This window comes from Agromyces excoecariae, from assembly GCF_051715505.1.
Lineage (GTDB): Bacteria > Actinomycetota > Actinomycetes > Actinomycetales > Microbacteriaceae > Agromyces.
The window spans coordinates 58,698-85,049 of sequence record NZ_JBPSLA010000008.1 but is presented as its reverse complement, the minus strand read 5'-3'; the positions used below and the strand labels follow the sequence as shown (position 1 = coordinate 85,049).

The 26,352-nt window shown below is 68.8% G+C and carries 24 protein-coding genes and 1 tRNA gene; 10 read left to right on the top strand and 15 right to left on the bottom strand.

From position 1 onward, the window contains the following. Positions 1-16: 16 nt before the first annotated feature. Entirely contained in the window at positions 17-280 is a 264-nt protein-coding gene (locus ACSJD1_RS08540; RefSeq protein WP_438854886.1) for a DUF6458 family protein, read from the bottom strand. Positions 281-418: 138 nt separating this feature from the next. On the opposite strand from ACSJD1_RS08540, the gene ACSJD1_RS08535 reads away from it, so the two are divergent. The 3 genes from ACSJD1_RS08535 (at position 419) to ACSJD1_RS08525 (ending at position 3,487) form a co-directional block, all read left to right on the top strand. After that, positions 419-1,489, top strand: a complete 1,071-nt coding sequence (locus ACSJD1_RS08535; RefSeq protein WP_438854885.1) for a 3-isopropylmalate dehydrogenase — start codon at positions 419-421, stop codon at positions 1,487-1,489. Positions 1,490-1,537: 48 nt separating this feature from the next. Continuing rightward, complete coding sequence (locus tag ACSJD1_RS08530; protein ID WP_438855043.1) at positions 1,538-2,635, top strand: branched-chain amino acid aminotransferase; 1,098 nt, start codon at positions 1,538-1,540, stop codon at positions 2,633-2,635. A 72-nt stretch (positions 2,636-2,707) separates the two neighbouring features. Further along, positions 2,708-3,487 carry a fumarylacetoacetate hydrolase family protein gene (locus ACSJD1_RS08525; protein WP_438854884.1) on the top strand — a complete coding sequence of 260 codons (780 nt, stop codon included), beginning with the start codon at positions 2,708-2,710 and terminating at the stop codon, positions 3,485-3,487. Positions 3,488-3,529: 42 nt separating this feature from the next. On the opposite strand, the gene ACSJD1_RS08520 is transcribed toward ACSJD1_RS08525, so the two are convergent. Further along, positions 3,530-4,111 carry a dihydrofolate reductase family protein gene (locus ACSJD1_RS08520; protein WP_438854883.1) on the bottom strand — a complete coding sequence of 194 codons (582 nt, stop codon included), beginning with the start codon at positions 4,109-4,111 and terminating at the stop codon, positions 3,530-3,532. Between the two features lie 84 nt (positions 4,112-4,195). Then, positions 4,196-5,323, bottom strand: a complete 1,128-nt coding sequence (locus ACSJD1_RS08515; protein ID WP_438854882.1) for an aminotransferase class V-fold PLP-dependent enzyme — start codon at positions 5,321-5,323, stop codon at positions 4,196-4,198. Between the two features lie 81 nt (positions 5,324-5,404). On the opposite strand from ACSJD1_RS08515, the gene ACSJD1_RS08510 reads away from it, so the two are divergent. The 6 genes from ACSJD1_RS08510 to ACSJD1_RS08485 all read left to right on the top strand — a co-directional run bounded on the left by ACSJD1_RS08510 (position 5,405) and on the right by ACSJD1_RS08485 (position 11,264). Next, a complete protein-coding gene (locus tag ACSJD1_RS08510; protein ID WP_438854881.1) occupies positions 5,405-6,403 on the top strand; it encodes a LysR family transcriptional regulator in 999 nt (332 codons plus the stop codon). Continuing rightward, positions 6,396-7,910, top strand: coding sequence for a glutamate--tRNA ligase (gene gltX / locus ACSJD1_RS08505; protein ID WP_438854880.1), 1,515 nt, complete (start codon positions 6,396-6,398; stop codon positions 7,908-7,910). The genes ACSJD1_RS08510 and gltX overlap by 8 nt, the downstream gene beginning before the upstream one ends. A gap of 131 nt (positions 7,911-8,041) precedes the next feature. Continuing rightward, positions 8,042-8,116: transfer RNA gene (locus ACSJD1_RS08500), tRNA-Gln, on the top strand. Positions 8,117-8,321: 205 nt separating this feature from the next. Beyond that, a complete protein-coding gene (locus ACSJD1_RS08495; protein ID WP_438854879.1) occupies positions 8,322-8,507 on the top strand; it encodes a helix-turn-helix transcriptional regulator in 186 nt (61 codons plus the stop codon). Then, positions 8,500-9,708, top strand: coding sequence for a tyrosine-type recombinase/integrase (locus tag ACSJD1_RS08490; RefSeq protein ID WP_438854878.1), 1,209 nt, complete (start codon positions 8,500-8,502; stop codon positions 9,706-9,708). Before ACSJD1_RS08495 ends, ACSJD1_RS08490 begins: the two co-directional genes overlap by 8 nt. Before the next feature lie 38 nt (positions 9,709-9,746). Continuing rightward, positions 9,747-11,264 (top strand): ApeA N-terminal domain 1-containing protein, encoded by a 1,518-nt coding sequence (locus ACSJD1_RS08485; protein WP_438854877.1) that lies wholly within the window; start codon positions 9,747-9,749, stop codon positions 11,262-11,264. Positions 11,265-11,289: 25 nt separating this feature from the next. On the opposite strand, the gene ACSJD1_RS08480 is transcribed toward ACSJD1_RS08485, so the two are convergent. The 10 genes from ACSJD1_RS08480 to ACSJD1_RS08435 form a co-directional block, all read right to left on the bottom strand. Further along, complete coding sequence (locus ACSJD1_RS08480; RefSeq protein WP_438854876.1) at positions 11,290-11,850, bottom strand: hypothetical protein; 561 nt, start codon at positions 11,848-11,850, stop codon at positions 11,290-11,292. Between the two features lie 7 nt (positions 11,851-11,857). Continuing rightward, positions 11,858-12,310, bottom strand: coding sequence for a single-stranded DNA-binding protein (locus tag ACSJD1_RS08475; protein ID WP_438854875.1), 453 nt, complete (start codon positions 12,308-12,310; stop codon positions 11,858-11,860). 67 nt (positions 12,311-12,377) lie between these two features. After that, positions 12,378-12,923 (bottom strand): hypothetical protein, encoded by a 546-nt coding sequence (locus ACSJD1_RS08470; RefSeq protein WP_438854874.1) that lies wholly within the window; start codon positions 12,921-12,923, stop codon positions 12,378-12,380. 36 nt (positions 12,924-12,959) lie between these two features. Beyond that, a complete protein-coding gene (locus ACSJD1_RS08465; RefSeq protein WP_438854873.1) occupies positions 12,960-14,768 on the bottom strand; it encodes a type IV secretory system conjugative DNA transfer family protein in 1,809 nt (602 codons plus the stop codon). A 23-nt stretch (positions 14,769-14,791) separates the two neighbouring features. Continuing rightward, a complete protein-coding gene (dprA, locus tag ACSJD1_RS08460) occupies positions 14,792-15,787 on the bottom strand; it encodes a DNA-processing protein DprA (protein ID WP_438854872.1) in 996 nt (331 codons plus the stop codon). A gap of 25 nt (positions 15,788-15,812) precedes the next feature. After that, positions 15,813-17,300 (bottom strand): ATP-binding protein, encoded by a 1,488-nt coding sequence (locus tag ACSJD1_RS08455; protein WP_438854871.1) that lies wholly within the window; start codon positions 17,298-17,300, stop codon positions 15,813-15,815. Next, the gene (locus ACSJD1_RS08450) at positions 17,297-17,734 is read right to left on the bottom strand and encodes a hypothetical protein (RefSeq protein ID WP_438854870.1); all 438 of its coding nucleotides are present in this window, start codon (positions 17,732-17,734) and stop codon (positions 17,297-17,299) included. The genes ACSJD1_RS08455 and ACSJD1_RS08450 overlap by 4 nt, the downstream gene beginning before the upstream one ends. A 58-nt stretch (positions 17,735-17,792) precedes the next feature. Continuing rightward, on the bottom strand, positions 17,793-19,253 hold the full coding sequence (locus tag ACSJD1_RS08445) for an SCO6880 family protein (RefSeq protein ID WP_438854869.1): 1,461 nt from the start codon (positions 19,251-19,253) through the stop codon (positions 17,793-17,795). 2 nt (positions 19,254-19,255) lie between these two features. Then, positions 19,256-20,668, bottom strand: a complete 1,413-nt coding sequence (locus ACSJD1_RS08440; RefSeq protein WP_438854868.1) for a conjugal transfer protein TrbL — start codon at positions 20,666-20,668, stop codon at positions 19,256-19,258. A 33-nt stretch (positions 20,669-20,701) separates the two neighbouring features. Further along, positions 20,702-20,971 (bottom strand): DUF6112 family protein, encoded by a 270-nt coding sequence (locus ACSJD1_RS08435; protein WP_216841909.1) that lies wholly within the window; start codon positions 20,969-20,971, stop codon positions 20,702-20,704. Between the two features lie 258 nt (positions 20,972-21,229). Between ACSJD1_RS08435 and ACSJD1_RS08430 the strand changes: the two genes are divergently transcribed. Next, positions 21,230-24,775 (top strand): SIR2 family protein, encoded by a 3,546-nt coding sequence (locus tag ACSJD1_RS08430; protein WP_438854867.1) that lies wholly within the window; start codon positions 21,230-21,232, stop codon positions 24,773-24,775. 139 nt (positions 24,776-24,914) lie between these two features. Here ACSJD1_RS08430 and ACSJD1_RS08425 read toward each other — a convergent pair whose 3' ends face one another. Both ACSJD1_RS08425 and ACSJD1_RS08420 read right to left on the bottom strand, forming a co-directional pair. After that, on the bottom strand, positions 24,915-25,181 hold the full coding sequence (locus tag ACSJD1_RS08425; RefSeq protein ID WP_438854866.1) for a DUF6112 family protein: 267 nt from the start codon (positions 25,179-25,181) through the stop codon (positions 24,915-24,917). Between the two features lies 1 nt (position 25,182). Further along, a complete protein-coding gene (locus ACSJD1_RS08420) occupies positions 25,183-26,349 on the bottom strand; it encodes a M23 family metallopeptidase (protein WP_438854865.1) in 1,167 nt (388 codons plus the stop codon). Positions 26,350-26,352 lie beyond the last annotated feature (3 nt).

Genomic DNA, 26,352 nt, shown 5'->3' with positions numbered 1-26,352 from the left:
TTGCGTGCGGCGCGGGTCAGATCGCCGTGGTGTCGTCCGGACGCGACGTCTCGTTGCGGGTCACGCGGTCGCCGGTCGCCGGGTCGACCGTCGTGCGCGACGTCGAGACCGAGCTCCGGCGCCGGGCCATCAGGATGATGCCGATGATGATCACGACGGCTCCGGCCGCCATGAGGATGTAGCCGACCATCTGAAGGTTGATCCAGTCCACCGCCAGGTTGAGGGCGAACGCCAGGACGGCGCCGATGGCGAAGAGGACGATTCCGAGGCCGATGCTCATTGTGGGGTGCCTGCTTTCACTCGGGCGGCGCGGGGCCGCGCGGGGAGGGGCGGGATGCCGCCCCGATGCCGCCGAGTGTAGTGATCGCCGCTCGCGGCGGACAGTACGCTGGGAGGGCTGGCGTACGAAGGAGTGTTCATGGTAACGACGGTCAGGCTCGCGGTCATCCCGGGCGACGGCATCGGTCCCGAGGTGGTGGGCGAGGCGCTGAAGTCGCTCGAGGCCGCCACGGCCGGCACCGACGTGGTGTTCGAGCAGACGCACTTCTCGCTCGGCGCCGCGCGCTACCTCGAGACCGGCGACACGCTGACCGACGACGACCTCGCGGCCATCGCCGGCCACGACGCGATCCTGCTCGGCGCGGTGGGCGGTGTGCCCGGCGACCCGCGCCTCGCAGGCGCGAACATCGAGCGCGGCCTGCTGCTGAAGCTCCGGTTCGAGCTCGACCACTACGTGAACCTCCGCCCGAGCGTGCTGTACCCGGGCGTCGCGAGCCCGCTCGCCGCGCCGGGCGACGTCGACTTCGTCGTGGTGCGCGAGGGCACCGAAGGGCCCTACGTCGGCAACGGCGGCGCGATCCGCGTCGGCACGCCCGCCGAGGTGGCGAACGAGGTGTCGGTCAACACCGCGTACGGCGTCGAGCGCGTCGTGCGCTACGCGTTCGCCGCGGCAGCGGCCCGACCCAAGAAGAAGCTGACCCTCGTGCACAAGACGAACGTGCTCGTCTTCGCCGGCTCCCTCTGGAAGCGGCTGGTCGACGCCGTCGCCGTCGAGTACCCCGAGGTCGCCGTCGACTACCTGCACGTCGACGCCGCGACGATCTTCCTGGTCACGGACCCTGCTAGATTCGACGTCATCGTCACGGACAACCTCTTCGGCGACATCCTCACCGATCTGGCCGGCGCGATCAGCGGCGGCATCGGACTCGCGGCCTCGGGCAACATCAACCCCGACGGCCGGTTCCCGAGCATGTTCGAGCCGGTGCACGGTTCGGCTCCGGACATCGCCGGGAAGGGCCTCGCCGACCCGACCGCCGCCATCCTCTCGGTGGCGCTCCTGCTCGACCACCTCGGTTACGGAGCCGCCGCCGACCGGGTGCGCGACGCGGTCGCCGCCGACATCGCCGACCGCGGCGACGCTCGACGTTCGACCTCCGAGATCGGCGACGCCATCGCCGCACGCATCGGCGCCACCGTCGGCGCCCACTGACTCGCACCATTTCCGAAGGAGGATCCCTTGACCACCTCGAACCTCACGCTGAAGACCCCGTCGCCTGCCGGTCTCGTCTGGCAGGTCACGAACAACGAGACCGCGAAGTCGGCCGAGGAGCGCGCCGCGGTCCTCGCCGACCCCGGCTTCGGCAACCACTTCACCGACCACATGGCCGACATCTGCTGGTCGGAGAAGGGCGGATGGCACCGTCCGCGGGTCTCGCCGTACGGCCCGATCCAGCTCGACCCGGCCGCGGCGGTGCTGCACTACGCGCAGGAGATCTTCGAGGGCCTGAAGGCGTACCGCCACGCGGACGGCTCGATCCGCACCTTCCGCCCCTACGAGAACGCCGCGCGCATGCAGCGCTCGGCGAGGCGCATGGCGCTGCCCGAGCTGCCCGTGGAGATCTTCATCGACTCGCTGAAGCAGCTCATCGCGGTCGACGCCGACTGGGTGCCGAGCGCCCCCGAGACGAGCCTCTACCTGCGTCCGTTCATGTTCGCGAAGGAGGCGTTCCTCGGGGTGCGCCCGGCGAAGAAGGTCGCGTACTACCTCATCGCGAGCCCGGCCGCGGCCTACTTCCCGGGCGGGGTGCAGCCCGTGAACATCTGGCTCTCCACGCAGTACGCCCGTGCGGGCAAGGGCGGCACGGGTGCGGCGAAGACGGGCGGCAACTACGCCTCCAGCCTGCTGCCCCAGGCCGAGGCGCACGAGAAGGGCTGCCAGCAGGTGCTGTTCCTCGACGAGGGGAAGTACCTCGAGGAGCTCGGCGGAATGAACGTCGTACTCGTGAAGAAGGACGGCACGCTCCTCACGCCCGAGTCCGACTCGATCCTCGAGGGCATCACGCGCGACTCGATCCTGCGGCTCGCGGCCGACCGCGGCCACCAGATCGAGCAGCGTCCGATCACGCTCGACGAGTGGCGCGAGGGCGCGGCATCCGGTGACATCGTCGGCGCGTTCGCGTGCGGCACCGCCGCCGTCGTGGTGCCGATCGGTCGCCTGCTCGGCGAGGACTTCGAGATCGTCCACTCCGGTGCGCAGTCGGAGGAGCTCGCGCTCTCGCTCCGCGAGGAGCTCACGGGCATCCAGTACGGGCGTCTCGAGGACCGCCACGGCTGGATGGTCCGACTCGACGCGTGAGCGGTGCGGTGCGGGCGGCGGGGAGGCCCCGCCGTCCCGACCGGCGCCGATGCGGCGGAATAGGCTGGGCGCATGAAGATCGCGCGCTTCTCCCACGGTGAGACCATCTCGTTCGGCATCGTCGACGAGGAGGAGCACGACCTCGTCGTGCTGAAGGCCGACCCGATGTTCGCCGGCTACGAGCCGACGGGGGAGCGCGTCGCGCTCGCCGACGCGAAGCTGCTCGCACCCGTGATCCCGCGCTCGAAGGTCGTCGCCGTCGGCAAGAACTACCACGAGCATGCCGAGGAGATGGGCGGCGAGGCGCCGGCCGAGCCATTGCTGTTCCTGAAGCCGAACACGTCGGTGATCGGCCCGGGCGACGCCATCGTGCTGCCGCCCGAGAGCGCGCGGGTCGAGTTCGAGGGCGAGCTCGCCGTGGTCATCGGGCGCGTCGCACGTCGCGTGAGCGAGGCGGACGCGGCATCCGTCGTCTTCGGCTACACGATCGCGAACGACGTCACGGCGCGCGACCTGCAGCGCCGCGACGGGCAGTGGACGCGCGCGAAGGGCTTCGACACGTTCTGCCCGCTCGGCCCCGTGATCGAGACCGACGTCGACCTCGCCCACGGCGAGCTCACGACGAGCGTCAACGGCACGCGCCACCAGCACGGCCGGTTCGCCGACATGGTGCATTCGGTCGCGAAGATCGTCTCGTACGCGTCCGACGTCTTCACGCTGCTGCCGGGCGACGTGATCCTCACCGGCACGCCGGCCGGCGTCGGACCGATCGTCGACGGCGATTCCGTCGAGGTCTCGGTGTCGGGCCTGGGCTCGCTCGTGAACCCGGTGCGCCAGGCTCCCGTGCGCTGATCGCCCGTGAGCTGATCGCCCGTGCGCTGGTCGCAGAGGCGGTCAGCGACGCACGCGGTACCGCAGGTGGAGCACCCGGTCGCCCTGGATCACCACGTCGGGATCCTCCAGCAGGTGCTGCGCGTCGACCGACCCGAAGTAGCGCTTGCCCGAACCGAACACGACGGGTGCGACGTCCATGCGCACCTCGTCGACCAGGCCCGCGGCGAGCGCCTGGCCGCCGACGTCGCCGGCGGCGACCTCGACGATGCGGTCGCCCGCGAGCTCCCGCGCCGTGGCCACGGCCGCCTCGATGCCGTCGACGAAGTGGAAGGGCGCCGCGGGGTCCCACCCCTCCGGCGGCGGCCGGTGCGTGACGACGACCACGTGATCGATACCGCTCGGCGGCGTGCCGTCCCAGCCGTCCGTCTGGTCGAACACGCGTCGGCCGCAGATCGTCACCCCGATCTGCTGCCAGTACGAGCGGATGACGTCGTGGGATGCCCGCGACACCTTCAGCACACCGCTCTCGTCGAGCGGCACGTCACCGCTCGTCAGCCAGTCGAACAGGGGACCGGGCTGGTCGTGCTCGTCGGCGATGAAGCCGTCGACCGACACCGAGGCGTACATGACCACTCTGCCCATGGGTTCTCCTCCGCGCCGCGTCGGGATTCGCCCACGGTAGCGCGCGACGAGCCGTCGCCGTCGCCCGATCTCGATCGGTCGGGGTCAGCTCCGCGTCGACCGCACGGCCGATGCCGCGAGCTCGACGTCCTCCCCGTCGTTCCACACGTGGAAGGCGACCCGGGCGCGCCCGGCGCGCCCGGACGCGACGAGGCCCGCCGCGGTCAGCGCGGCGAGGTCGTCGCCGTCGGGGTCGGGCCACGTGACGATCGCGCTGTCGGATGCCTCGAGCCCGACTCGCGCGCGGAACGCGTTCGCGAGGCCGAGGTCGTGCGCGAGCACGGCGGCGGCGTCTCGGCCGGCCGCGAGCTCGAGCGCCACCCCGGCGCCCGCCCAGGCGTGCCACGCGGGGGAGACGTCGAACCGCCGGGCGCCGGCGGACAGGTACAACTCGGGCCCGTAGCACGACGCCCACGGGTCGTCGCCCGAGTACCACCCGGCCGTGAGCGGGGTGATCTCGTCGAGCGCGCGCTCGCCGGCCGACATGAAGGCTGCGCCGCGTGGCGCGGAGAGCCACTTGTATGCGTGGCAGACGACGAGGTCGGCTCCGAGGTCGGTGGTGGGGAGCCATCCGGTCGCCTGCGTGGTGTCGACGAGGGTGAGCGCGCCCGCCGAGCGGGCCGCCGCGACGACGGATGCCGCATCCGCGACCTCGCCGGTCGCGGACTGCACGAGGGAGAACGCGACGAGCCACGTGCTCCGGCGCACCTCGTCGGCGAGGTGCGCGAGCGGCACGTGGCGCACGTTCAGGTCGCCACGGGCGAGGAAGGGGGCGACGACCGAGCTGAAGTCGCCGTCGACGCAGAGCACCTCGGCGCCGGCCGGGGCCGACGCGGCCACGAGTCCCGTGAAGACCGAGACCTGCGAGCCCACGGCGACGCGGTCGGCCGAGGTGCCGAGGAGCGTCGCGGCGTGGCCGCGGGCGCGTTCGACGAGACCGGTGTACTCCGCCGCCGAGGCGCGGCCGTCGCGCCAGCGCTCCAGGTCGCGGGTGACGGCGGCGACCGTGGGCGCCGCGGGGATGCCGAGCGTGCAGGCGGCGAGGTAGCCGCGCCCCGCGCTGAATCGCGGGTCGGGGAGGGCCGCCGTCGCGGCGGTCGCGGCGGTCGCGCCGGGCGCAGCGGACGAGGCGTCGGCGTCGGCGCCGGTCGAGGCGAAGGTGGTCGCGGTCATGTCTCCAGCGTGCTCGGTCCGTTTCGATCCGTCGAGAGCAGGTCTGCGATCCTTCACATAAGGCCGGCTTATGATCAAGGCATGGATGCATCTCCAGCCGAGACCTCGGGCCTCGCCGACCTCGACGCCACCAGCCTCCTCGTGCTCCGCGAGATCGCCGAGCGCGGGTCGATCACCGCGGCCGCGAGCGCCCTGGGCTACAGCCAGCCGGCGCTCAGCCAGCAGGTGCGCCGGGCCGAGGCGCGCGCAGGCGTCGCACTCGTGGAGCGGACCGGCCGCGGCATCCGCCTCACCCCCGCCGGGCGCGTGCTCGCACGCCACGGCGGCGCGGTCGCCACCGCCCTCGAGGCGGCCCGTGGGGAGCTCGCCGACCTGCGCGGCCTCCGGTCCGGCCGGGTGCGGCTCATGGCGTTCCCCTCGGCGTCGCCCAGCATCGTGCCCGAGTTCATGGCCGAGATGGCCCGCCGGCACCCCGGGGTGCAGGTCAGCTTCGTCGAGGCCGAGCCGCCCGAGGCCGTCGCCGCCGTGCGCGAGGACCGCGCCGACCTGGCGCTCACGTTCAGCTACCCGGGCGACCACACCGATCCGCACCGCGAGAGCGCGCGGGGCCTCGAGGTGACGACGATCGGCAGCGACCCGATGCACGTCGTGCTGCCGGCGACGCACCCGCTCGCGGACGGCGACCGGGTCGATCTCGCCGGCCTGGCGGGGGAGCCGTGGATCGCCGGATGCCCGCGCTGCCGCGGCCACCTGCTCGAGCTGTGCGACACCGCGGGCTTCGCGCCGCGCATCGCCGTCGAGACCGACAACTTCGTCGCCGTGGAGGAGCTCGTCGCGAGCGGACTCGGCGTCGCCGTGCTGCCCGCGCTCGCGATCGAGTCGGCGGGCAAGCGCACGGGCGTGGCGGTGCGCGGCACGATGAACGGCGACCGTCGCACGCTGCATCTCGTGACCGCGCGGGGCGGCCGCGGTGTGCCTGCCGTCGCGGTGGCCGCCGAGGCGCTCGCGCGCCTCGTCGCCCGACGCGGCGGCACCCCCGCAGACACGGCCCCGCCCCGTACCATTGAGGGCGATGTCTGACACGACCCACCCCACGACGACCGCCACCGGATCCGACATCCGCGTGCGGTTCTGCCCCTCGCCCACCGGAACCCCGCACGTCGGCCTCGTGCGCACGGCCCTCTTCAACTGGGCGTACGCGCGCCACACCGGCGGCACGTTCGTCTTCCGCATCGAGGACACCGACGCCGCGCGCGACAGCGAGGAGAGCTACGCGCAGATCATCGACGCGCTCACCTGGCTCGGCCTGCAGTGGGACGAGGGCGTCGACGTCGGCGGCCCGCACGAGCCGTACCGTCAGTCGCAGCGGGGCGAGATCTACGCCGACGTCATCGAGCGGCTGAAGGCCGCCGGGCACGTCTACGAGAGCTACTCGACCGCCGATGAGATCGACGCGCGCAACGAGGCCGCGGGCCGGCCCAAGCAGTTCGGCTACGACAACTTCGACCGCGACCTCACCGACGAGCAGCGCGCGGCGTTCCGCGCCGAGGGGCGCCAGCCGGCGCTGCGCCTGCGCGTGCCCGACGTCGACCTCGGGTTCGACGACCTCGTGCGCGGCCGCATCGACTTCGCGGCGGGCTCGACGACCGACTTCGTCGTCGTGCGCCCGAACGGCGCCCCGCTCTACACGCTCGTGAACCCCGTCGACGACGCGCTCATGGGCATCACGCACGTGCTCCGCGGTGAGGACCTGCTCTCGTCGACCCCGCGCCAGATCGCGCTGTACCACGCGCTCATCGAGATCGGCGTCACGAGCTTCGTGCCGCGCTTCGGCCACCTGCCCTACGTCATGGGCGAGGGCAACAAGAAGCTCTCCAAGCGCGACCCCGAGTCGAACCTGTTCCACCACCGCGACCGCGGCTTCATCCCCGAGGGCCTCGTCAACTACCTGGCGCTCCTCGGCTGGGGCTTCTCGGCCGACCGCGACGTGTTCAGCCGCGACGAGCTCATCGGGTCGTTCGACGTCGAGAACGTGAACCCGAACCCGGCCCGCTTCGACCAGAAGAAGGCCGACGCCATCAACGGCGACCACATCCGCCTGCTCGAGCTCGCCGACTTCACCTCGCGCACCGTGCCCTACCTCCAGGCCGCCGGTGTCGTCTCGACGCCGATCACCCCCGGCGAGGAGGCGCTCCTGGTCGAGGCCGCGCCGCTCGTGCAGGAGCGCATCACCGTGCTCGGCGAGGTGCCCGGCCTGCTCGGCTTCCTCTTCACGGATGCGGCGAGCCTCGAGTTCGACGAGGCCGCCGTCGGGTCGCTGCCCGCCGACGCGCCCGCCGTGCTCGCCGCCGCCCGCGAGGCCCTCGAGCGCATCCCCGGCGAGGCATGGACGCACACCGAGATCGAGGAGGCCCTCCGCTCGGCCATCATCGACGGCCTCGGCCTCAAGCCCCGTGTCGCGTTCGGCCCGATCCGCGTCGCGGTGTCGGGTCGCCGCGTCTCGCCGCCGCTGTTCGAGTCCATGCAGATCCTCGGTCGCGTCGAGTCGATCGACCGCATCGACCGGCTCGCAGCGCTCGTCGGCTGACCCCGACGGATGCCGCGGCCGCGCCCCGCACGGCGCGCCCGCGGCATCCGCTCGAGAGGCCCCTCGATTTGGACCGCACCCGGCGATCGGCTACAGTTACATGTCGGCCCGGAACCCCGGTTCAGGGCCATTGGGGTATGGTGTAATTGGCAACACGGCTGATTCTGGTTCAGTTGTTCTTGGTTCGAGTCCAGGTACCCCAGCCATAAGAGGCGCGGAATTCCGCGGCAAAGTCACCCTTTGCCCCTCCTTCCATCCGGTCGCGTTTCGGGTCGAAAGACCAGAAACGGGACCAGAAACTCGGCGCGACGCGCCATCTTCGCTCGGACGTACCGGTCGGTACGGGGCCGTCCCGACGCCGTCGGGTTGCTGCGGGCTCGGCTCGTGCACCTGCTCGGTATGAACGAGTCGATGACGCAGACCGCCCCCGCCTTCCTCACGCAGCACGAGCTCTCGGAGCTGCTCCGGCTCCCGGAGCGCACGCTCGAGGACTGGCGATTGACGCACTCCGGGCCGCCCTTCCTCAAGCTCGGCCGGCACGTCCGCTACGACATGGCCGACGTCCTGAGATGGGTGGGCGATCAACGGCATGGGTAGACCACAGACCCCAGCCGGCGAACTGGGCAAGATCAGCGTCACCCGACTCGAGAACGGCCGCTACCAGGCCCGTGGCGCCACCCGGGACGACAGCGGCGCGCTGCAGCGGCTCCGCGCCAGCGGCGACACCGACGAGGCCGCCCGTGATGCCTTGCAGCGCAAGGCGACCCGGCTCAGCACCGGCGCCGGCACTGGGCTCACCCCGGACAACACCATCGCCGAGGGCGTCGACAGCTGGCTCAAGCAAGTCCACACCCGCGCCAAGGCCGGCAGCATCAGCTTCTCGACGTACGAGTCGTACGAGACGGCGGCGCGGATGATCCTCGTGCCGCGCTTCGGCGCGGTGCGCTTCGAACAGCTCACCGTGGGCCGCTGCGATCGAATGCTGCAGGACATCCTCGCGACCGAGACGCTCTCGAAGGCCCGTCGCGCGCGCACGGTCCTGGGGCTGCTCTGCGGGTACGCCGTGCGTGACGACGCCCTGCCGCGCAACCCGGTTCGGGACGTCCAGCGTCTGCCGATATCGCCGAAGAAGGAGTCCGTGCTCACGCGGGCGCAGATCACCGACATCCGCAAGCTCATGCGGAGCTGGCGCCGCAAGCGCCCAGACGGCGGTCCGAGGCCGAACTACCGAGCCCTCCTCGACGGCATGGACATCATGCTCGGCACGTCATTGCGGATCGGCGAATGCCTGGCCCTTCGTCGCTGCGACGTCGACATCACGACCAGCCCGCCGACGCTTGTCGTCAACGGCACGATCGTCAGCAACAAGGCCGAGGGGATCCACCGGAAAGACACACCCAAGCGAGCGCGGCAGCGGCGGACGATCGCGCTCCCGACGCTCGCGGCGGAGGCGGTCCGACATCGACTCGCCCTGGCGAAGTCGGGTCCGGAGGCGTTCCTGTTTCCGACCTCGACCGGCAGGGCGATGAGCGTCAGCAACTACGAGCGCCTGCTCCGGTCGTTCATCTCGGACCGGCGTGAAAGGCTCACGAGGATCGGTGTCGACGTCGACGAGTACACGACGCACATCTACCGACGAACCGCCGCGACGCTCGTCGAGCGAGCTGCCGGCCTCACTCTCGCGTCCCGACTCCTCGGGCACGCCAACGAGCAGACCACACGGGCGAGCTACGTGGTAAGTGCAGAGCAGGTCGATCCGGTGACGGCAGAAATCCTGGACGAAGTGCTCGGTGGATAGTCCCGCCTAGTTACGGTCGAGACGATGAGTATCGCATTGTGTTGCACCATGCCGCGCCGCCAGACTGGTGGGCGGTTGTGCCGAGGAGGAGTTTTGTGTCAATTCGTATTGCGCCCGGCGACGAGCCGGAAGTACCGCGCAAGTTCCGGGGCAGATGGTACAGGTCGGGAAAGCCGGAGGAGGCTGTGTCGGGAACGCTGGACATCGGAACTGATGCTCTTCCCTCGTTGGACGTCAACGGCACGCTCCGACCAACGGACGGCCACCACGCCAAGGTAATCCTGGGATTGGCGCATGACGGCACGAAGCTCTCGCTCTCGAGCGCGTACTTTCGGTCGCAGCGCATGGCGCACTACTTGGACGATGATCGAGCAAATCCACCCCCCGTCGCATGGGAGGAATGGCAATGCTTGGCGGTCGCTATTGGCGCGCACGTTGAAGATGGCACAGACACAAGAGTCAGAGAACTTCGCTTCAGGTCAAAGATGCTTGAAGAATGGACGACGGAACTCCGACCCGCCTTCGAACGCGATCGCCGACGGCGGACAGTGGGCGGGATCGTAAAGCTGCCCGAGACCGTCTCCGTGAGCGTTCCTCTCGGACTGCTCCATCTCGAATGGGACATCGGCGGCAGCGTTGAGACCGAGGTGGGAGCGGACTATCGCATCTATCCTGAACTGCGAATCGAGTTCGCGGAGCCGATCACGATCGAAGCCAGTTGGGACTCTGTCGTTGTGCCCCTACTTCAGATGCTCACTCTTTTCGTTGGCGCTGGCGATTGGATTCAGTCGCTCCGATATACGCCCGGAGGTGCGCAAGAGGAACACTACTCCTCCGGTAGGGACCTATTTGGGGCGCCCCTTTGGGGCGGTCAGTTCCAATGGGTCACGTCCTCGTGGATGGCTCGGTCGCGTAGTCGAGTGAATCTGAATACATGGGAGCATGTGGTTCAGGCGAAGGATGCCGTAGGTCGCCTCGCGGAGATGGTGCCGGCATGGTTTGAAGTCCAGAGAACCTTGAGCGGCGCATTGCTCGACTATTTCTCGATCCAGATGTGGCCCGAAATGACCGTCAACGAACGCTTTTATCGTGTTGTTCGCGCACTTGAGGTTGTCCACGGCGCGCTCGACCCTTCTCCCCGAATCTCGAAGACGGAGTTCAAGGCAGTGAAGCGTTCAGTGATGGCGGCGCTAGAGACTAGCCCGCACAAGGACTTCATTATGGCGAGGCTGTCCCATGCCGACATGCCGAGCCTTCGGGAGCGTTTGATCAGTTTGTTCCTGCAGGCGGGCCCGCGCTTGCGGTCACGACTGCCCGGCAGCGTCGAGAACTTCGTCCGAGATGTTGTACGTACGCGGGACGCGATGACACACACTGGAACCGGCGGTCCACTGGAGAGCACCCTGGACCGGTCCTTTCGGCTGCTGGATCTGTTGATGCGCCAGATTCTTCTCATCCAGATTGGCTTCAGCCCGGAAGAGGCTGACGTCTGCGTTCTGCGCGCACGGGACGCTCGAGCAACTGCATACCCGCCAAGTCGCGAGACACGTCAATAGTCGCGAAGCGCTCGCTGGCGCGACGTCAGCTGGAATTGAGTCCCGCGAGGCCAGCAATGGACGCCTTTCGGCGGCGCGCAACATCGTCAATCACGAACTGGAGGAAATCCGCCTCACGATCGTTGACCGGGAAATCGTCGTGCACATCAGGTCGGGGCTCGCCCGGCCAGGCAGTCTGCCTGGTCGGCCGGTCGCGGTCGAGGCGCGTGCCCGAGATCGCGACCCAATCGTGGAGGCGCTGGCGGGCGTCGGCGAAGTCGCGGTGCCAGCCGAACGGGGCCGAGCCGTGCTGGTCGGGGTCGTAGGCGCTGAGCCAATGCAGGTGGAGAGCGGAGAGCTCCCAAACGAGTTCTGGGTGGCGGTGCCAGAGCGGCGGCACGACCGACGCCGGCAGGCCGTAGGTGCGGCGGAGCCAGTTGACCCAACGGTTGAGCTCCATCCACTCGATCTCGGCTTGCTCGGCGGTGAGGAGGTTCCAGTTGATCGGGTGCGGCGGCTCGGGGGTCAGCGGTCCGTCGAGGTCGTCGAACCCGTCGGCGCCGAGGGCGTCGTCATCGACCTGCCAAGGGAAGGAGGCATCCGCCATCGTAGGCTCACAGTCCGATGCCGGAGCGGTCGTCGCGCACGAGGGCGGGCCGGCGGGCGGCGAGCGCATCGGGTGCGGGGTTCTCGATGGTCGGGCCGCGTCGGTGGGAGCGGTCGACGTCGTAGTTGGTCCGGGCGAGGTCGTGGCCGATCTTCTTCGCGACGAACTCCTCGCGCTCGACGATCGCGCCCTCGCGCTCGACCTCGAAGGTGCGGACGTAGCCCTCGGCGACGAAGCTGTCGCCTTTCGCGAAGCGGGCGAGGGCGCGCTCCGCGGTGGCCCGGTAGGTCACGAGGTCGTGGAAGCTCGGCTCGAGCTCGCTGAAGGTGCCGTCGTCCTCGCGGCGGAAGTGTGGCTGGCCGATGCGGACGTAGAAGCGGGTGTCGCCGTTCTCGGTGACCGACTGCTGCGGCTCGGAGGCGATGAAGCCGGAGAGCGATTGCTGCGTGTGAAGAGCCATGGGACTCGACCTCCTGATCGTTCGACGGACCGCGCGGCCCGCTCGAAAGGCAGGTGTGCCGGTCGACTCACGGCCGCGGCAGGGAGTGCGGATAGAACGGCGCGCGCGGGTGTTGCGCCATCCGGACGTGCGCGAGGTGGACGTTCTCGACCGCGGTCCGGAGCCGGCCGAATCGGCCGATCGGATTCCCTCGGTACTGGGCGAGGTAGTAGATGTCGGCGCCTTGGCGGGTGATTCGGATGCCGCCGTAGGCGTGGCCGTCCGAGTCGCGCAGGGTCCAGGAGCCCGGGCGGTTCTCGTCGGCGTTGAGGAGGGGGTGCCACTGGCCGGGGCTGGTCTGCTTGGCGTTCATCGTGGTGTCCTTCGGCGGGGTCGAGATGGCTTCCTGGTAGAGGCTCCAGACCATCTCGGCGCAAAGGCGGAGCTCGTCGATGGGGAAGTAGCCGATGAAGTCCCGCGCGACGTCATCCGCTGCCCACGTGTCGGCGCGGAGCAGCGGTCGCGGCGGGTAGCCGGCGCTGACGGTGCGGATGACGGCAATGCGCTGGCTGCCGTCGAACTGCAGCCAGGTGCCGGGCCGGATGACCCGGAGTTTCGGCTGCCAGTACCGCATACCTCGAACATACATTCGAAGACGGATGTCCGGAACTCAGTCGTCATCAACGGGCGGCGGCTCAGCTGTCACCGCGCGTGGGGGTACCCGCAGCAGCCGCTCGATCTCGTTTCGATGTGCCCGCAACTGCGCGGCATCCGCTCGGTTCGTCCACATGCGGAGCTTGGCGATGACCGGGGGAGCTGCGCGCAGCAGGATGAGCCCGGTGCCGAAGGGGAGCGTTCGGATGGTGTCGGGCGGCATGGTCGCGACGCGGCGGATCGAGCGTTGCGAGGATCGGGATCCTCGGTCGCCGATCGTGGTGGAGTCGGTTGCTTCGTCGCGCTCACCGATGAGGGTTGAGAGGTCATGCAGGTCGCGAGAGTTGGATGCGCCGCCGAGGACGATCTTGACGATTGAGGCGTCCCAGATCGCGTTGGCTGCGTTGTCGCTCCATTTCGTGCGGGCCTGTGCCAGGGATTGCAGGACGGGCATCGTCGTGATGCCGGTGCCGCCGCCTTCGGCCATCAGGCTCGGGAGGGAGGGCAGGGGGGCGAGGTTGCCGATCTCGTCGAGCGCGAGGAGGAGTGGGGGGTCGAGGCGTGCGCCGGCGTTGCGGGCGGCCATTCGGCGGGTGGTCTCGATGAGGTCTTCGACGAACGCCGAGACGAGGGCGGCGGAGTTGTTCGCACCGGCGCCGGTGGCGAGGAGGTAGAGGGTGCCGTTGCTGCGGAGGAACTGTTCCGGGTCGAAGGCTTCGCCGTCGCCGGGGGAGACGGCGTCGAGCACCCGGGGGTCTGCGAGGGCGCCGAGCGAGAGCGAGACGCCTTGCCAGATGGAGTCGCGGGTGCGGGGGTCGGCTTCGAGCATGGCCTGGAGCGAGTCACCCCAGCCGGTTGCGGCGTTCGGGTTGCCCAGCAGGATGGAGACGGCGTCGTGGGCCGCGGATGGATCGAGGGTCCAGCGGAAGAGCTCGGCGGGTGGGCGGCGGTCGAGCGCAGCGGCGTGCAGCAGCGATTGGAGGGCGGTGCGGGTCTTGGCTTCCCAGAATCCGCCGGCGTCGACGCCGCCTGCGGAGAGGCCGGTTCCGGCGGCGAGCCCGGTTGCGCGGATCATGGCGGTGAGTGGGTCTTCGCAGCCGCGGATCGGTGACCAGCGCAGGCCGGCGGGGACGCCTGCCGCGAGTTGCTGCGGGTCGAACACCGCGACGGGTCCGATTCGTTGCCGGGCTCGGATGGTGACGGTGAGGTTGTCGGGTCGGGTGGAGGTCGTCACGACCGGGCCGGGCGCGTCGAGGATCGCGTTGATTACTATGTGCGCGCCCTTGCCGGATCGTGGTGGGCCGATGACGAGCATCGAGTCCTCGACGCTCGCCCAGACCGTGGTGCCGCGGGCGTGGCCGAGCGCGTAGCCCACGTCGGTCGGGCGTGCGTCCGTCAGGGAGGGGCGCAGGTGTGCGGCGCGTTTCATGAGTGACGCGCGGGAGGCGGCGCGGGTGACCTCTGAGCGTGTCGCAATCCCGGCGATCCGATGCGGGTCGAGCTTCCGGGTGCGAGAGGTGCTGCGAAGCATCCGCCACACCCACACCGCCGCGGCCGCGGCGCCCGAGATGAGCACGACGGCGGTGAGCCAGAAGGCGACGGGCTGCAGTCCGGGGGCCTCGAGCGCAGCGGATGGATCGGCCGGGTTCAGGAGCACGGCGAGCCCGGCCTCGGGACCAGCTGCCGGCTGGGAGAGCCCGGTGGCCCAGGCGGCGATCGTGCCGGCGATCCGGAGCAGCAGGGCAAGTCCGGTCGCTCCGATCAGCAGCGCGATGCCGAGGTTGGCGAACTCGTCGCCGAGCGTGCCCGTTCGCGTCGCGGTCATGGGTCGAGTCTCGGTGGCCGGGTTCAGAGCACGAGGCCGGGGCCGGCTCGATCGAAGCGTCGGGTGGGGGAGTAGGCGAAGATGCGGTCGCCGGAGAAGCCAGAGGTCGAGTCGAGCAGGTCGGTGACGTCCTGTGCGTCGGTCACGAGGCTCGCGACGCCCTCTTGGATGAGTCGGTGGCATCCGGCGCTCGCGGCGCTGGTCACCGGTCCGGGCACGGCGCCGACGGGCCGGCCAAGCGAGTGTGCCTGTCCGGCCACGCTGAGGGATGCTGACCGGTGCCCGGCCTCGACGACGACGGTCGCGCTCGAGAGCACGGCGAGAATCCGGTTCCGTTGCTGGAACCGCCAACGGGTGGGCGCGGCGCCCGGGGGCAGCTCGCTGACGATCAGGCCGCCGGTCTCGGCGATCCGGTCGAAGAGCTGCTCGTTCCCGGCGGGGTACGCACGGTCGAGGCCGCTCGCGAGTACGGCGACGGTGGATCCGGGGGATGTCGCGGTCGCGGCGCGGTGTGCCGCCCCGTCGATGCCGTACGCCCCGCCGGAGATCACGACGCGTCCCTGCGCGGCCAGGTCGGAGACGAGTTCGGTCGCGACGTGATCGCCGTAGCTGGTCGATGCGCGTGCGCCGACGACCGTGACTCGTCTGGGCAGCGGTGAGGCGAGCAGGCTCGGGTTGCCCTTGAGCCAGAGCGCGATCGGCGCGCCTGCACCGAGTTGCTGGAGTTCGCCGGGCCAGTCGACGTCGTCCGGGGTGAGCAGCCGGAGATCGTGGCGTTCCATGTCCGCGCGAATCCGCTCGAGCTGGCCGGGATTGAGTCGTGGCGCGAGCCGTCGCCGCCACAACTCGCCTTCGGCGGGATCGACACCGTTCGGCAGCCGGTCGCCGGTCGTGACGAGTTCGACGGTGGCGGTCGCACCGACGCGGGCGACCAGGGTTCCGGTGATGATGTCATTCGGCTCTGACAGGGCGGCGAGCATCATCCTCGCTTCGCGATCCTGCGTTACGGGCTCGGCCATCTGGGGTGCCTCCTCGGGCTGGGTGTCATCGGCTCGCGGTCATCCGGGCTGTCGTGTCGAACGCGGCGAGCTCGTCGGGATGGAGCTGGTGCTGGACGACGAAGCTGCGGTCCTTGACCCGCCAGAGCCCCTGGCCCGTCCCGAGTGCTGGCAGGAGTCGCTGCTCGGTTCCGCTGAGTCCGAGAGCAGTCGCGGTGGAGCCGAGCTGGTCGGGCTCCTGCCGGTACACGATCCGGGTCTCCGCGTTCGCGAGCAGCGAGGACGCGAGGGCGCGCATGGCGGATCCGGAGTCGCCGACGTTGTCGAGGTCGCTGAGCTTGTGGAAGATCAGCATGTTCGCGATGCCGAAGTGGCGGGCGAGCCGCCACTGGGCGTCCATTCGGCGAAGCAGCGCCGGGTAGGCCATCAGTCGCCAGGCCTCGTCGTACACGACCCAGCGTTGGCCGCCGGCGGGATCGGCGAGAGCGGATTCCATCCACGCCGACGAGCACGTCATCAGCACCGAGATGAGAGTCGAGTTCTCCGCGACCCGGGAGAGATCGAGCGAGACCATCGGCAGCGACGGGTCGAAGCGGACGGTCGATGGTCCGTCGAACAGGCCGGCCAAGTCGCCGGCCACGAGCCGACGCAGCGCGTGGCCGACGAGCCGGCCGTCTTCCGCGAGCCGGCCGTCGCGGTCGTCGTCGGCGGTGGGCTCGAGGATGCGGTCCACGACCATCGGCAGGATCGGCACCTCCGCGCTCCGCACCGCATCGGCGAGGGCGAGATCCACGGCGGTGTGCTCGAGCGGGGTCAGCCCGCGGTCGAGCACGGTCTCGGCGAGGGCGCCGATGAGTTCGCGGCGCCGTGACGCGAGTTGGGCGGCCCATTCGGAGTCGGACGCGGATGCCGCGCGGTGGCCTTCATCGAGCGGGTTGAGGCGGTTGCGGAGGCCGTGGCCGAGGATGATGGCCTTGCCGCCGACGGCCTCGGCAACGGGCGTGTGCTCGCCCTTCGGGTCGCCGGGCACGTAGACGCGCCGGCCGAACGGCAGCGACCGGGTGTAGAGCGACTTCGCGAGCGATGACTTGCCGGAGCCGACGATTCCGGCGAGCACGATGTTCGGGGCGGTGATCATCCCGCGCTGGTAGAGGACCCAAGGGTCGTAGACGAAGGAGCCGCCGGAGTAGAGGTCCTGCCCGACGAAGACGCCGGCCGATCCGAGCCCGGCCTCGGCGAGGAAGGGGTAGTGCCCGGCGAGAGTTGCCGAGGTGTCCTGGTGCTTCGGAAGCTTCAGCCGGCTCGGCATCCGGAGCTGCTCCGGGCCCGCGTCGCCAGCGGCGGGGAGGTACGCGGCAGACCGGGCCTCCGCGCGCTCGGCCTGCCAACGCTGGCGTGCCTCGAGGGACTTCGTGCGCCGCGCGTCCGCTTCGATCTGCGATGCCGTGCGCTTGCGTGCGCGCCGGTCGCCGCGGTGCTCGTCGTGTGGCACGGCGAGTGCCGCGGTGTGGAGCCGCTCGTCGACCGTGTTCACAGTGCGATCGCATGCCTGGAGCGGTGTGCCGACAGTGCCGGGTCGGCGTCCCAGTGGTGCGGGACGGTGTCGCGGAATGGTGCGGATGTCTCGACGGATGCGCCCGCCGCGACCGGCTCGGCATCCACCGAGGCTTCATAGCGGCGCAGGAGTGAGACGTAGCCGTAGAGCTCGCTGTAGGTGAGCGCGTACGGCGAATCGGGATCCTCGACGGTGCGATCTGCCGATCCCTCGGGGATTCGGTCATAGACGTAGCCGTTCACGAGCGCGGCATCCATCGTCTCGTCGCCGACGTCCCACTGCTTCAGGTACTCGATGGCGGCGGCTTCGCCCTCGCGATCGATCAGCGCGAGGAGCTCGCCGGCATCCTCGTCCTGGAGGAAGACGACGCTGATCCATCGGGACGGCGCGGCGCCCCGTCGTTCGTCGATCATGATGACTCCAATCGGATGGATCGCACGGAACGTGCTTCGCACAGGAGGTGTGCCCGCCTCACACGCTGCGGCAGAGCGGCAGTGCTGCGGCGGTGAAGGCCTGAGCTTGCTGGCCAACGAGTCGGCGGACTTCGCACGAGGCTTGGATCGCGGCCTGCTCGATCGTGGACACCGCGGCGTCGAGGTCGTCGATCGTGGGTGCGGTGACGCAGACGAGACCGGTCGTCCGCAGGACGCCGTGGCCGGCGGTGAGGTCGGCCTCCTGCTGCAGCACGTCCTCGTACTCGGCGCTCGAGGTGGCATCCTCGATCTGGCCGATCCGTCGTCGCTGGTGGGCGTCGCTGATCAGTTCGGTCTTCTTCTTGCGGAGGTCCCGCGCTGCCTGGTCCGCGCGCACGGGGAGGTAGTGGAGTGAGACCGTGCGGAGCACGCCGTTCGTGAAGACGAGCGGCGAGAGAAACCCGGGGTAGACCTGCGAGCGCGGCCACTCGCTGATCCAGAGCACTGCGTGGAACGCGCTGTCGCTCCGGAGCCGATCCCAGCGTTCGGCGACGGCGACCGGGCCAGCGGCGTCCAGCGAACGTCCGACGTCGGGATGGCGGTCGAGCTCGACGCCGACGGCCGGGTCGTAGGCGGTGCGCAGGATGCTTGCGAGTTCGTCGGCGGTGAGCCATCCGCCCACGGTCAGGTCGGCGGCGCGGAGCGCGCCCGTCAGCGCTGCCATCTCCTGTCGGAGCACGGTCGCCGCGCCTCGCATGCCGCCGCCGGAAGTGCGCACCTGCCGGGAGGCGGCCTTCAGGTCGAGGGAGAGGCTGATCGTGGTCGCGTGGCGTTCGCCGGCCGGTCCGGCGCGCTCGATGAGGTCGCGGTAGGTGGATGACGCCCAGCTGTCGTCTTCGATGCCGTGGCGTTCCCACCACTCCGCGAGCCCGGTGCCCGAGTCGGGGAGCGTGCGCTCGGTGACCTGAATGCGGCCGATCCGGCCGGATTGGCAGGCGCCGGCGAGCACGCGTCCCCAGCCGGCGACGCGGCGATGCTGTTCGCCGGGGTCGAGGAGTGCGAACGCCGGGTGCGACACGGTGACGATCGCGGTCAGTGTCTGCGCGTGGGGATCGTGGATCATGACGGCGCCCGATTCGGGGTCGTTCCACTCCCGCAATGCGGCGGCGTCGCCCGGCAGGGCGAGGGTGCCCGCCGGCCGCGGCCTCACGATGCGCCGACGGTAGGTGAGCTGGCCGTGTGCGGCCCGCCACACCCAGCGGCTGACGATCGGCACCCACTCGACGACCTTCCGACCGCCGATCGGGACCGTGGCCAGTGCAGCTGAGGTCACCCAGATCGGGCTCGTCCAGGCCACTCCCGAAGCGCCGGCGGAGTACAGCGAGACGACGAGGGTGAGCACGGCGATCGAGAGGGCGACGAGCTGGGGGAGTGACAGGCCGAGCAGGATGCCTCGTCGGGTCAGCCGTGAGAACTGCACCGGGGCGAGCTGGAAAGCGGCGTTGGTGTCGGCGCCCATGGCTAGACGTCCTTTCGTGCGCGGCCGGCCGCCGGGGAAGCAGCATCCGGCCAGGGTTCGGGAGTCGTCGGCTTCGTGGGGCCGAGGACCGGCGGCGGCGCGCTCGGCGGCATGGTCGTACCGGGGTCACCGGCGGCAGCCGAGTGCGCGTCAGCGGTATCGCCGACGGCGTGGCCGACGGATGACCCAGCCTTCGCCGTCGACGACACAACGGCAGCCCCAGCCGCGACGCCAGTGCCCACTCCGCCCGCGGCCGCTCCCGCGGTGGACGCGCCGGCGCCTGCGGATGCGCCCTGCGTGGCCGGTCCTGCCGGGCCGCCGCTCGGAGGCGCTGACCCGCTGGGTCCGACACCGCCCGGCGATCGCGCTGCGGATGTCCCGCCACGACCAGACGCGGAGGCGGGGCCCCGACCGCCGACGCTCGCGCTCGCGCCGCTTTCCTCGGATGGCCCGAGGATCTTCTTCGCGCTGTCGGTCATCGGCCCACTTGGCACCGGGACCGGGCGGTTCAGCGCGGACTTCGCCTCCTGTTCGCTGGACATCGCGTGGTACATGTCCAGGCCGACGAAGTTGAGGAACTTGTACGTGATGTACGGCGCGAACGCGGCGATGAACATCAGCACGATCCCGGCGATCGGGTCACCGATCGACGCCAGATCCGCATCGATCGGCGCAGAGACCTGCGCGACCGCGACCAGGAAGATCACGACGAGCACGAGCTTGGACAGGATCAACGCGATCACGAACGCGACCCACTTCGAGAACCATCCCTTCGCGGCATCCCACGTCGCACCAGCGAGCGCGACCGGACCGAACACGATCGCGACGAGCAGCAGCGCCTTGCGGATCAGGAGCGAGAACCACACGATCGCCGCCGCACTGATCGCGAGGGCGGACAGGAAGATCGTCACGATCGCACCGACACCCGGTGCGCCGATGTTGATCGCCGCCAGTCCGGACGCGAGCAGGGCGATCCGGTCGCCCATGCCCTCCATCGTGTTGCCGCTGGCCTGCACCACCCCGATCGTCAGCTGGTCGGTGATCTCGAGCAGGAGCCCGGTGATGGTCACGATGATGAAGGACCCGAGCACGGCTTTCGCGAGGCCGAGCGCGGCGCGCGAGAGCGCGCCGGCATCCCGGCGCACGAGGCCGGTGATGAGCTGCAGGCAGAAGAAGATCAGGGCGAGGAGCACGGCCACGCCGAACAGCACGTTGAAGACGGCGATGTAGCCGGGGTCCGTGAGGTCGACGAGGGTCGTCGTGTCGAACGCGTCCCACACGGCCTCGAACAGCCACGCGGCCGCCGAACCCATCGCGTGGGCGAGCCAGTCGAACGGCGCCGCGATCAGCGACGCCGTGCCCTCGCCCACCGTGCCGCAGACCTCGGCGATCACCGGGATGTCGCAGACGCTCATCGGCGCTCACATCACGCTTGTGTTAGTCCAGGATCAGACGGCCTGGCCGACGTTCCAGAAGAAGTTGATAAGCGTGACGGCCCCGCCACAGATGATCGCCGCCCCGCACGCCACGAGCACGCCGAGCTTGCCGCGCGAGGCGAGATGCGGGTTCGAGGAGTTCGCGCCGAAGCCCCACACGATCGCGGAGACCAGCAGCGCGAGCACGCTCAGGATCAGCCCGACCGTCATCACCGCGCCGACGATGATGCGCAGCTGGTCGATTCCTGGAAGGCCGGTGCCGTTCGGATCGATGTCGATCACTGGAAGCTCCCTCGTCGCGCGGATGGGTTCGAGAGGGAGGTGCGCATCGGCCGCCCGAACCACCGGTCCCGCCGTAGGACGGCTGATACCGTTCTGACGGATGCGCCCGCGACTGGCGGATTACGCGTGGACGGGGAGGGGCGTGAGATCAATCGAAGCCCGGGTACAGTGCAGGCGGCTCGAATGGACACATGCGGTCCAGGAGTTTGGTCCGAGAATGTCGCTTGCGACGGGTTTACCCCTTCCTGCGGGTGATGCATGATGTGGATCACCGGAGACGTTGAACTGCCGCAGGAAGTACTCGATGCCCAGGCAGAAGGGCGGCTCGTGTTCTTTGTCGGCGCCGGTGCTTCTGTTGACCCGCCATCGGGGCTCCCGCTATTCGGTAGCCTCGCCAAGAAGCTGGCAGGGATTGCGCGGGTGCCGTATGACGCCAATGTAGCGATCGACTACTTCCTCGGGTCGATGCCGGCGGGCTTCGATACTCACGCGCATACGCGCGGCATTCTCACGGACGGCAGATCAGAACCAAACTCAACTCACACGGCTCTCGTACGACTGGCAGCGACCATCGGCCCGCTCAGGATCGTCACCACTAACTTCGATGACCACCTCTCGTCGGCCGCGGCGAGCGAGGGGATTTTGATCGCCGACAAGTGGGTTGGTCCGGCGCTCCCGTTAGGGGATGACTTCGAGGGGCTGGTACACCTCCACGGCTCGGTGCTTCGCCACCCTCGAGAACTCGTACTCACCGACCAGGACTTCGGTCGGGCGTACCTTACCGCGGCCTGGGCGACAAGGTTCCTCTTGCCGATGTTCCAAAGATTCACCGTCGTGTTCGTCGGTTATAGCCACGACGACCCGATCATGCGCTACCTGGCCCTGGGACTACCTTCCGGCACTCCTCGTTTCGTCATCACCAGTACCGACAGTGCCAACGATCTGAAATGGGCCCGACTCGGGGTACAGCCGGTCGCCTATCCCGTAACGGGGACTGACCACAGCGCGCTCGTGCGTGCTCTCCAGGCTTGGGATGCTCGCGCTCGGATGAGACAACTCGACCACAGCGCTCGCATTCAGGAGATTGTGGCCGCAGGCCCCGTACTCACGCCAGTCGATAGCGACTATCTGATTGATCGTTTGCTCACGAACGACGGCGCGCGCGACTTCGCCCGTACGGCGGCCGGCGTCTCGGACGAGCTCAAGATCGATTGGCTTCGCTGGCTGGAGAACGACGCGGGGTTCAGGCAGCTCTTCGCCTCCGCCGAAGTCCCCGACGCGGTAGCGATCTTGGGCAACTGGTTTTGTCGCACATTTCTCACCGTTCCCGAACTGCACGGGGCCGCACTTCAGACAGTCCAGCGCCTCGGCCAGTCGCTGAGTGGCGCCCTATTTGGCGCAGCGAGCATGGCGACCAACGAGCTCGCGGCGCAAGATCCTGCATCAGGTCGGAGGTGGAAGGCGTTCTTGGCCACCTCTGTGTTTGGCCTCACGGCGCCCCCGCGCACTGACCTCCTATTGCCTTCCGGGCCGGAGGGGCAGGCAATCGGTTTACCACTCTTGCGCCTGGCGCTTCGACCCTTCCTAGTTCTCAAGCGACGGTGGTTCGTCGTTGAGGAAGAAACGCCCGCAGCTGTCCCAGAGGCGGACGTTGCCTGGAACGTGGACGAGTACGTGCTGACCCAACTCGTCGCGAGTTTGGTGGGAGCGAGGCCACCCGGCGAGCAGTCATTGGGGCTCGTTCTCGAGGAGGCACTCAATTCTGCGTATGACCTGCTGGAGGACTACCGAGGAGAGTCGGCTTGGGATTCGCTCTCGTTCCGAAGATCTGCCATAGAACCGCATCAACAGGACGAGATCCGTGAACCGATCGACGCGATCGTCGACGGCCTGCGCGACTACGGCGAGCGAGCGAGGCTCGTTCGACCGGGCGTACCTGAACGCTGGTGGAGGTTCGGCCGGCCTCTCTTCCAGCGGATCGCCCTGCATCTGATCGCCACCGATCCTGTTCGGAGCGCTGACGAGAAGATCGAATGGGTTCTGGATCGGGACCTACTCTTCGCGGCGAACCTCAAGCACGAAACGTACCAGGTGCTGGGCGGCAGCATCATCGACGCGTCCGATGGGATACGTGTCCGGGTACTTGAGGCCGTGCGCCGCGGGCCCGGGCTTCCCGCAGACACGCCGGATCTGGACGAACACGTGGCATATTCCAGATACAACCTGCTGGTTTGGCTTACCGAGAAGGCACCCGAATGGGTCGATGCGCTCACGGAGCTCAAGAGCTTGCATGAGGAGTATCCAGCCTTCGGTCGTCGGGAGCATCCGGACCTCGACAGTTGGGTTACGACCGGTACATGGGGTGGCAAGCTGCCAATGGATCCCGAGGAGTTCGCTCAGTCCGTTCGGGCGGATGCCTCCGGCGCACTTGGCGGGTTGCTTGCCCGGGACTACTCAGAGCGCACATTCGATGAACCGGAATGGGATGATGCGCTGTCGCTCGTTGCGCAAGTCGTCGGGGCCGAACCCGAGCTAGGCGTTGCCCTTTGGAGTTCAGTCGAAGCCGTCGGCGCGGACGGCGGGCAGCAATCTGACCTAAGGACTTCGGTGGTTTCTGGATGGTCGCGAGCTGACCTGCATGGCATCAGCAGCAAAGCTGTCGAGCTAGCGAGCCGGCTTGTGGGCGACCCCGCTGCTGCACACGTGCTTGGGCGCTTCCTCCTCGAACAGGTGCGAAAGCGGATTGAGGATGAAGACGATGCGGCCCTCGCAGGGATGCGCGCGCTCGCGACGGCTCTTTGGCATGAGCACGCGAGCACTTTCACACACGCTGAGGATGCCAACCTCCTATCGATAGCACCGCTGTACCTCAATTCGTGGCCGGGCAGCGTGGCGTTGTATTGGATGAGCGAGGTCGACCGGCGATGGAGGAAGCATCGGGACGACTGGGCCGGGCTGAACAACGAGGAGCGAAGCGCGCTCACCGAACTTCTTAGCGGGCCACCCCATGCGCTTGATGCGACGCGGCCCGCGTTGTCTAGCCAACTTTTCTTCCTGTTTTCAGCGGATGCCGACTTCACCACCGCGCATGTTCTTCCTCTTTTCCAGATTGACGAAACATCGGCTTTGGTTTGGGACTCATACCTGCACCACCCGCGCTACAACGACCGGTTGCTTGCCGCAGGTCTCCTGGAGGCAACAATTGCGCAGTGGGATCGCCTCGAAGCCATCGGTGGCGACGCGCTTCAGCAGCAGTTTCTTGGCGTCGTTTCGTCTATCGCATCGTTCGCAGGGATTACGAACGAGCAAAGACAGGACCTTCTCGATCAGAGCGTGCTCGCACAGGGTGGAGCATATGCGGCTCGCTTCGCTGAGGCGGTGGTTCGATTTCTTCGTGCCGACGGAGTCGAAGGCAACGAGGTTTGGAAGCGGTGGCTCGGTCAACATGTGCGCAATCGCCTGGAGGGAATCCCTCGAGACGCTAGCGAGGAGGAGCTAGCTTGCTGGGCTGACGTGGTCCCATACGTCGGAGATTCGATCCCAGACGCGATCGCACTGTTCGGCCCCGATCCTGTCGGAATCGGTGACAGGTTCCTGCCACCGACCTTTCCTCCAGGAGCTCTAAGCGGACACGGCCGAGCGCTGGTCGAGCACTTCGCTCGCCGCGTGAGGAACGCGTTCGGTGTGGGATCTGCGGTTACGTACCGAGTCCGTCAACTAGTAAACGCAATTCGGTCTGAGCTGGGTGATGTCGCCGTGCTCCCGCTCGTCGAGGCCGCAAAGGCGAATGGACTGATGGACTAGAACCTGAGCTAGCCGCGCTGAATGTTGAGCATGCGATGCGATGGCGTTGCTCGACATCGACATCGACATCGACATCGCCAATCCAGGTTCGGCGTGCTTCGTACTTCGGCGATCAGTATCAGCCAAGGCGCGTTTGCACCTAGAGCCGAGATCCGACGTCGAGAAGGAAGTTGGTCCACGCGACGCCCGCGCCTGCGAGCGCCGCCGCACCGCATGCGATCCAAAGTCCGATTCGCGCGCTCGAGGCCCTCTGGAAGTGCCCGTTCGCGGAGGCGAGTGCCCATGTCACTCCGCTGATGATCATCATCAGCACCGCGACGATGAGCACGAACGTCAAGAGCGCGCCAGCGATGCTCTCGAGTTCGGCGGCGCCGCCGACGGCACCGAAGTCGGGGAAGATGTCCATCTCATGCCGCCTTTCCTGGCCGACATCCGGCCGTCGCGATCTCGGCACCTGCCAGGCCGGCCGCGCCGTGCTGGGCAAGCCAGACGAGGGCGTCGACCGCGGGCTCGTCGGCTCCGCCGGGGTGGATCTCGAGGTGGAGGTGCGGACCCGTCGACTTGCCGGCCGAGCCGACGTCGCCGATGTGCTGCCCCGCGGCCACGGTGTCGCCCTGCGCGACGTGTATGCCGTTGTCGAATATGTGGGCGTAGTACGAGGCGACGCGTTCGCCGCCGACGGTGTGCTCGAGGATGATCAGGCCGCCGTAGGTGCCGCGTTGACCGGCGAAGGTGACGACGCCGTCGGCCATGGCGAGAATGGGCGTGCCGGCCGGTGCGGGTAGGTCGCTGCCGGCGTGGAAGCGCTGCTCGCCGGTGTACGGGTCGATTCGCGGGCCGAAGCTGTCCGACGTCGTGTACGTGCCGGCGGGGAGAGGGAAGACGACGCGGGACGTCTCAGGTACCGATGGTGCGCCGGCGCGCGTCACGCTCGCTCCCTGACGCGTGAGCGCGTCGACGATCGCCTCGGCGACCGGTTCGTAGTTCTGGTAGCGATCGGGATAGGCGCTGACCTCGACCGCCTGCGCAGCTTCGCCCGGATGGAGCAGCTGCCAGCCAGAGACGTCCAGCAATCCACGAGGGGACCCGCCGTTCGGACCTGACGGTCCGCCGAAGAAGGCTCGCGCCTGATACATGGGATCCATGAGCTGGGAGACGCTGCCCCAGCCTGACGCGGGGCGCATCTGGAACAGTCCCAGTGAGTCGTGATCGGATCCGACGCCATCGTTGGGATAGCTCATCGATTCGGGGTATGCGCTCGGGTTCGCGAGCATGCGCAGGGATGACTCGGTCAGCGCCGCCATCAGCGCGATGACGACGCCCTCGCGGCCTACGCCTGCGGTTCGGCTGCCGATCGAGATGATCGTGGCGGCGTGCTCGAGCTGACGCCGGTTCAGGGCGATCGATCCGCCGTCACGCGTCTTTGCGGTCAACGAGTCCGGGATCGCGCCAAGGAGGAGCGAGCCGGAACCGCACGAGATCGCCGCGGGGTTGATGATGGCGGCGACGCTCACGAGCGACGCCGGCGGTGCGATGAACACGAGGATCACGAGCAGTCCGATGAGCTTCTTCATTGC

What these genes read in the sequence shown, in the direction of transcription:
- ACSJD1_RS08465 (WP_438854873.1), bottom strand. Translation starts at nt 14,768, where the DNA reads ATGACCGCGACGCGAACGGGCACGCTCGGCGACGAGTTCGCCAACCTC.
- dprA (WP_438854872.1), bottom strand. Translation starts at nt 15,787, where the DNA reads ATGGCCGAGCCCGTAACGCAGGATCGCGAAGCGAGGATGATGCTCGCC.
- gltX (WP_438854880.1), top strand. Translation starts at nt 6,396, where the DNA reads ATGTCTGACACGACCCACCCCACGACGACCGCCACCGGATCCGACATC.
- ACSJD1_RS08525 (WP_438854884.1), top strand. Translation starts at nt 2,708, where the DNA reads ATGAAGATCGCGCGCTTCTCCCACGGTGAGACCATCTCGTTCGGCATC.
- ACSJD1_RS08510 (WP_438854881.1), top strand. Translation starts at nt 5,405, where the DNA reads ATGGATGCATCTCCAGCCGAGACCTCGGGCCTCGCCGACCTCGACGCC.
- ACSJD1_RS08495 (WP_438854879.1), top strand. Translation starts at nt 8,322, where the DNA reads ATGACGCAGACCGCCCCCGCCTTCCTCACGCAGCACGAGCTCTCGGAG.
- ACSJD1_RS08450 (WP_438854870.1), bottom strand. Translation starts at nt 17,734, where the DNA reads ATGATCGACGAACGACGGGGCGCCGCGCCGTCCCGATGGATCAGCGTC.
- ACSJD1_RS08420 (WP_438854865.1), bottom strand. Translation starts at nt 26,349, where the DNA reads ATGAAGAAGCTCATCGGACTGCTCGTGATCCTCGTGTTCATCGCACCG.
- ACSJD1_RS08470 (WP_438854874.1), bottom strand. Translation starts at nt 12,923, where the DNA reads ATGCGGTACTGGCAGCCGAAACTCCGGGTCATCCGGCCCGGCACCTGG.
- ACSJD1_RS08440 (WP_438854868.1), bottom strand. Translation starts at nt 20,668, where the DNA reads ATGAGCGTCTGCGACATCCCGGTGATCGCCGAGGTCTGCGGCACGGTG.
- ACSJD1_RS08515 (WP_438854882.1), bottom strand. Translation starts at nt 5,323, where the DNA reads ATGACCGCGACCACCTTCGCCTCGACCGGCGCCGACGCCGACGCCTCG.
- ACSJD1_RS08480 (WP_438854876.1), bottom strand. Translation starts at nt 11,850, where the DNA reads ATGGCGGATGCCTCCTTCCCTTGGCAGGTCGATGACGACGCCCTCGGC.
- ACSJD1_RS08540 (WP_438854886.1), bottom strand. Translation starts at nt 280, where the DNA reads ATGAGCATCGGCCTCGGAATCGTCCTCTTCGCCATCGGCGCCGTCCTG.
- ACSJD1_RS08430 (WP_438854867.1), top strand. Translation starts at nt 21,230, where the DNA reads ATGATGTGGATCACCGGAGACGTTGAACTGCCGCAGGAAGTACTCGAT.
- ACSJD1_RS08520 (WP_438854883.1), bottom strand. Translation starts at nt 4,111, where the DNA reads ATGGGCAGAGTGGTCATGTACGCCTCGGTGTCGGTCGACGGCTTCATC.
- ACSJD1_RS08535 (WP_438854885.1), top strand. Translation starts at nt 419, where the DNA reads ATGGTAACGACGGTCAGGCTCGCGGTCATCCCGGGCGACGGCATCGGT.
- ACSJD1_RS08475 (WP_438854875.1), bottom strand. Translation starts at nt 12,310, where the DNA reads ATGGCTCTTCACACGCAGCAATCGCTCTCCGGCTTCATCGCCTCCGAG.
- ACSJD1_RS08425 (WP_438854866.1), bottom strand. Translation starts at nt 25,181, where the DNA reads ATGGACATCTTCCCCGACTTCGGTGCCGTCGGCGGCGCCGCCGAACTC.
- ACSJD1_RS08490 (WP_438854878.1), top strand. Translation starts at nt 8,500, where the DNA reads ATGGGTAGACCACAGACCCCAGCCGGCGAACTGGGCAAGATCAGCGTC.
- ACSJD1_RS08445 (WP_438854869.1), bottom strand. Translation starts at nt 19,253, where the DNA reads ATGGGCGCCGACACCAACGCCGCTTTCCAGCTCGCCCCGGTGCAGTTC.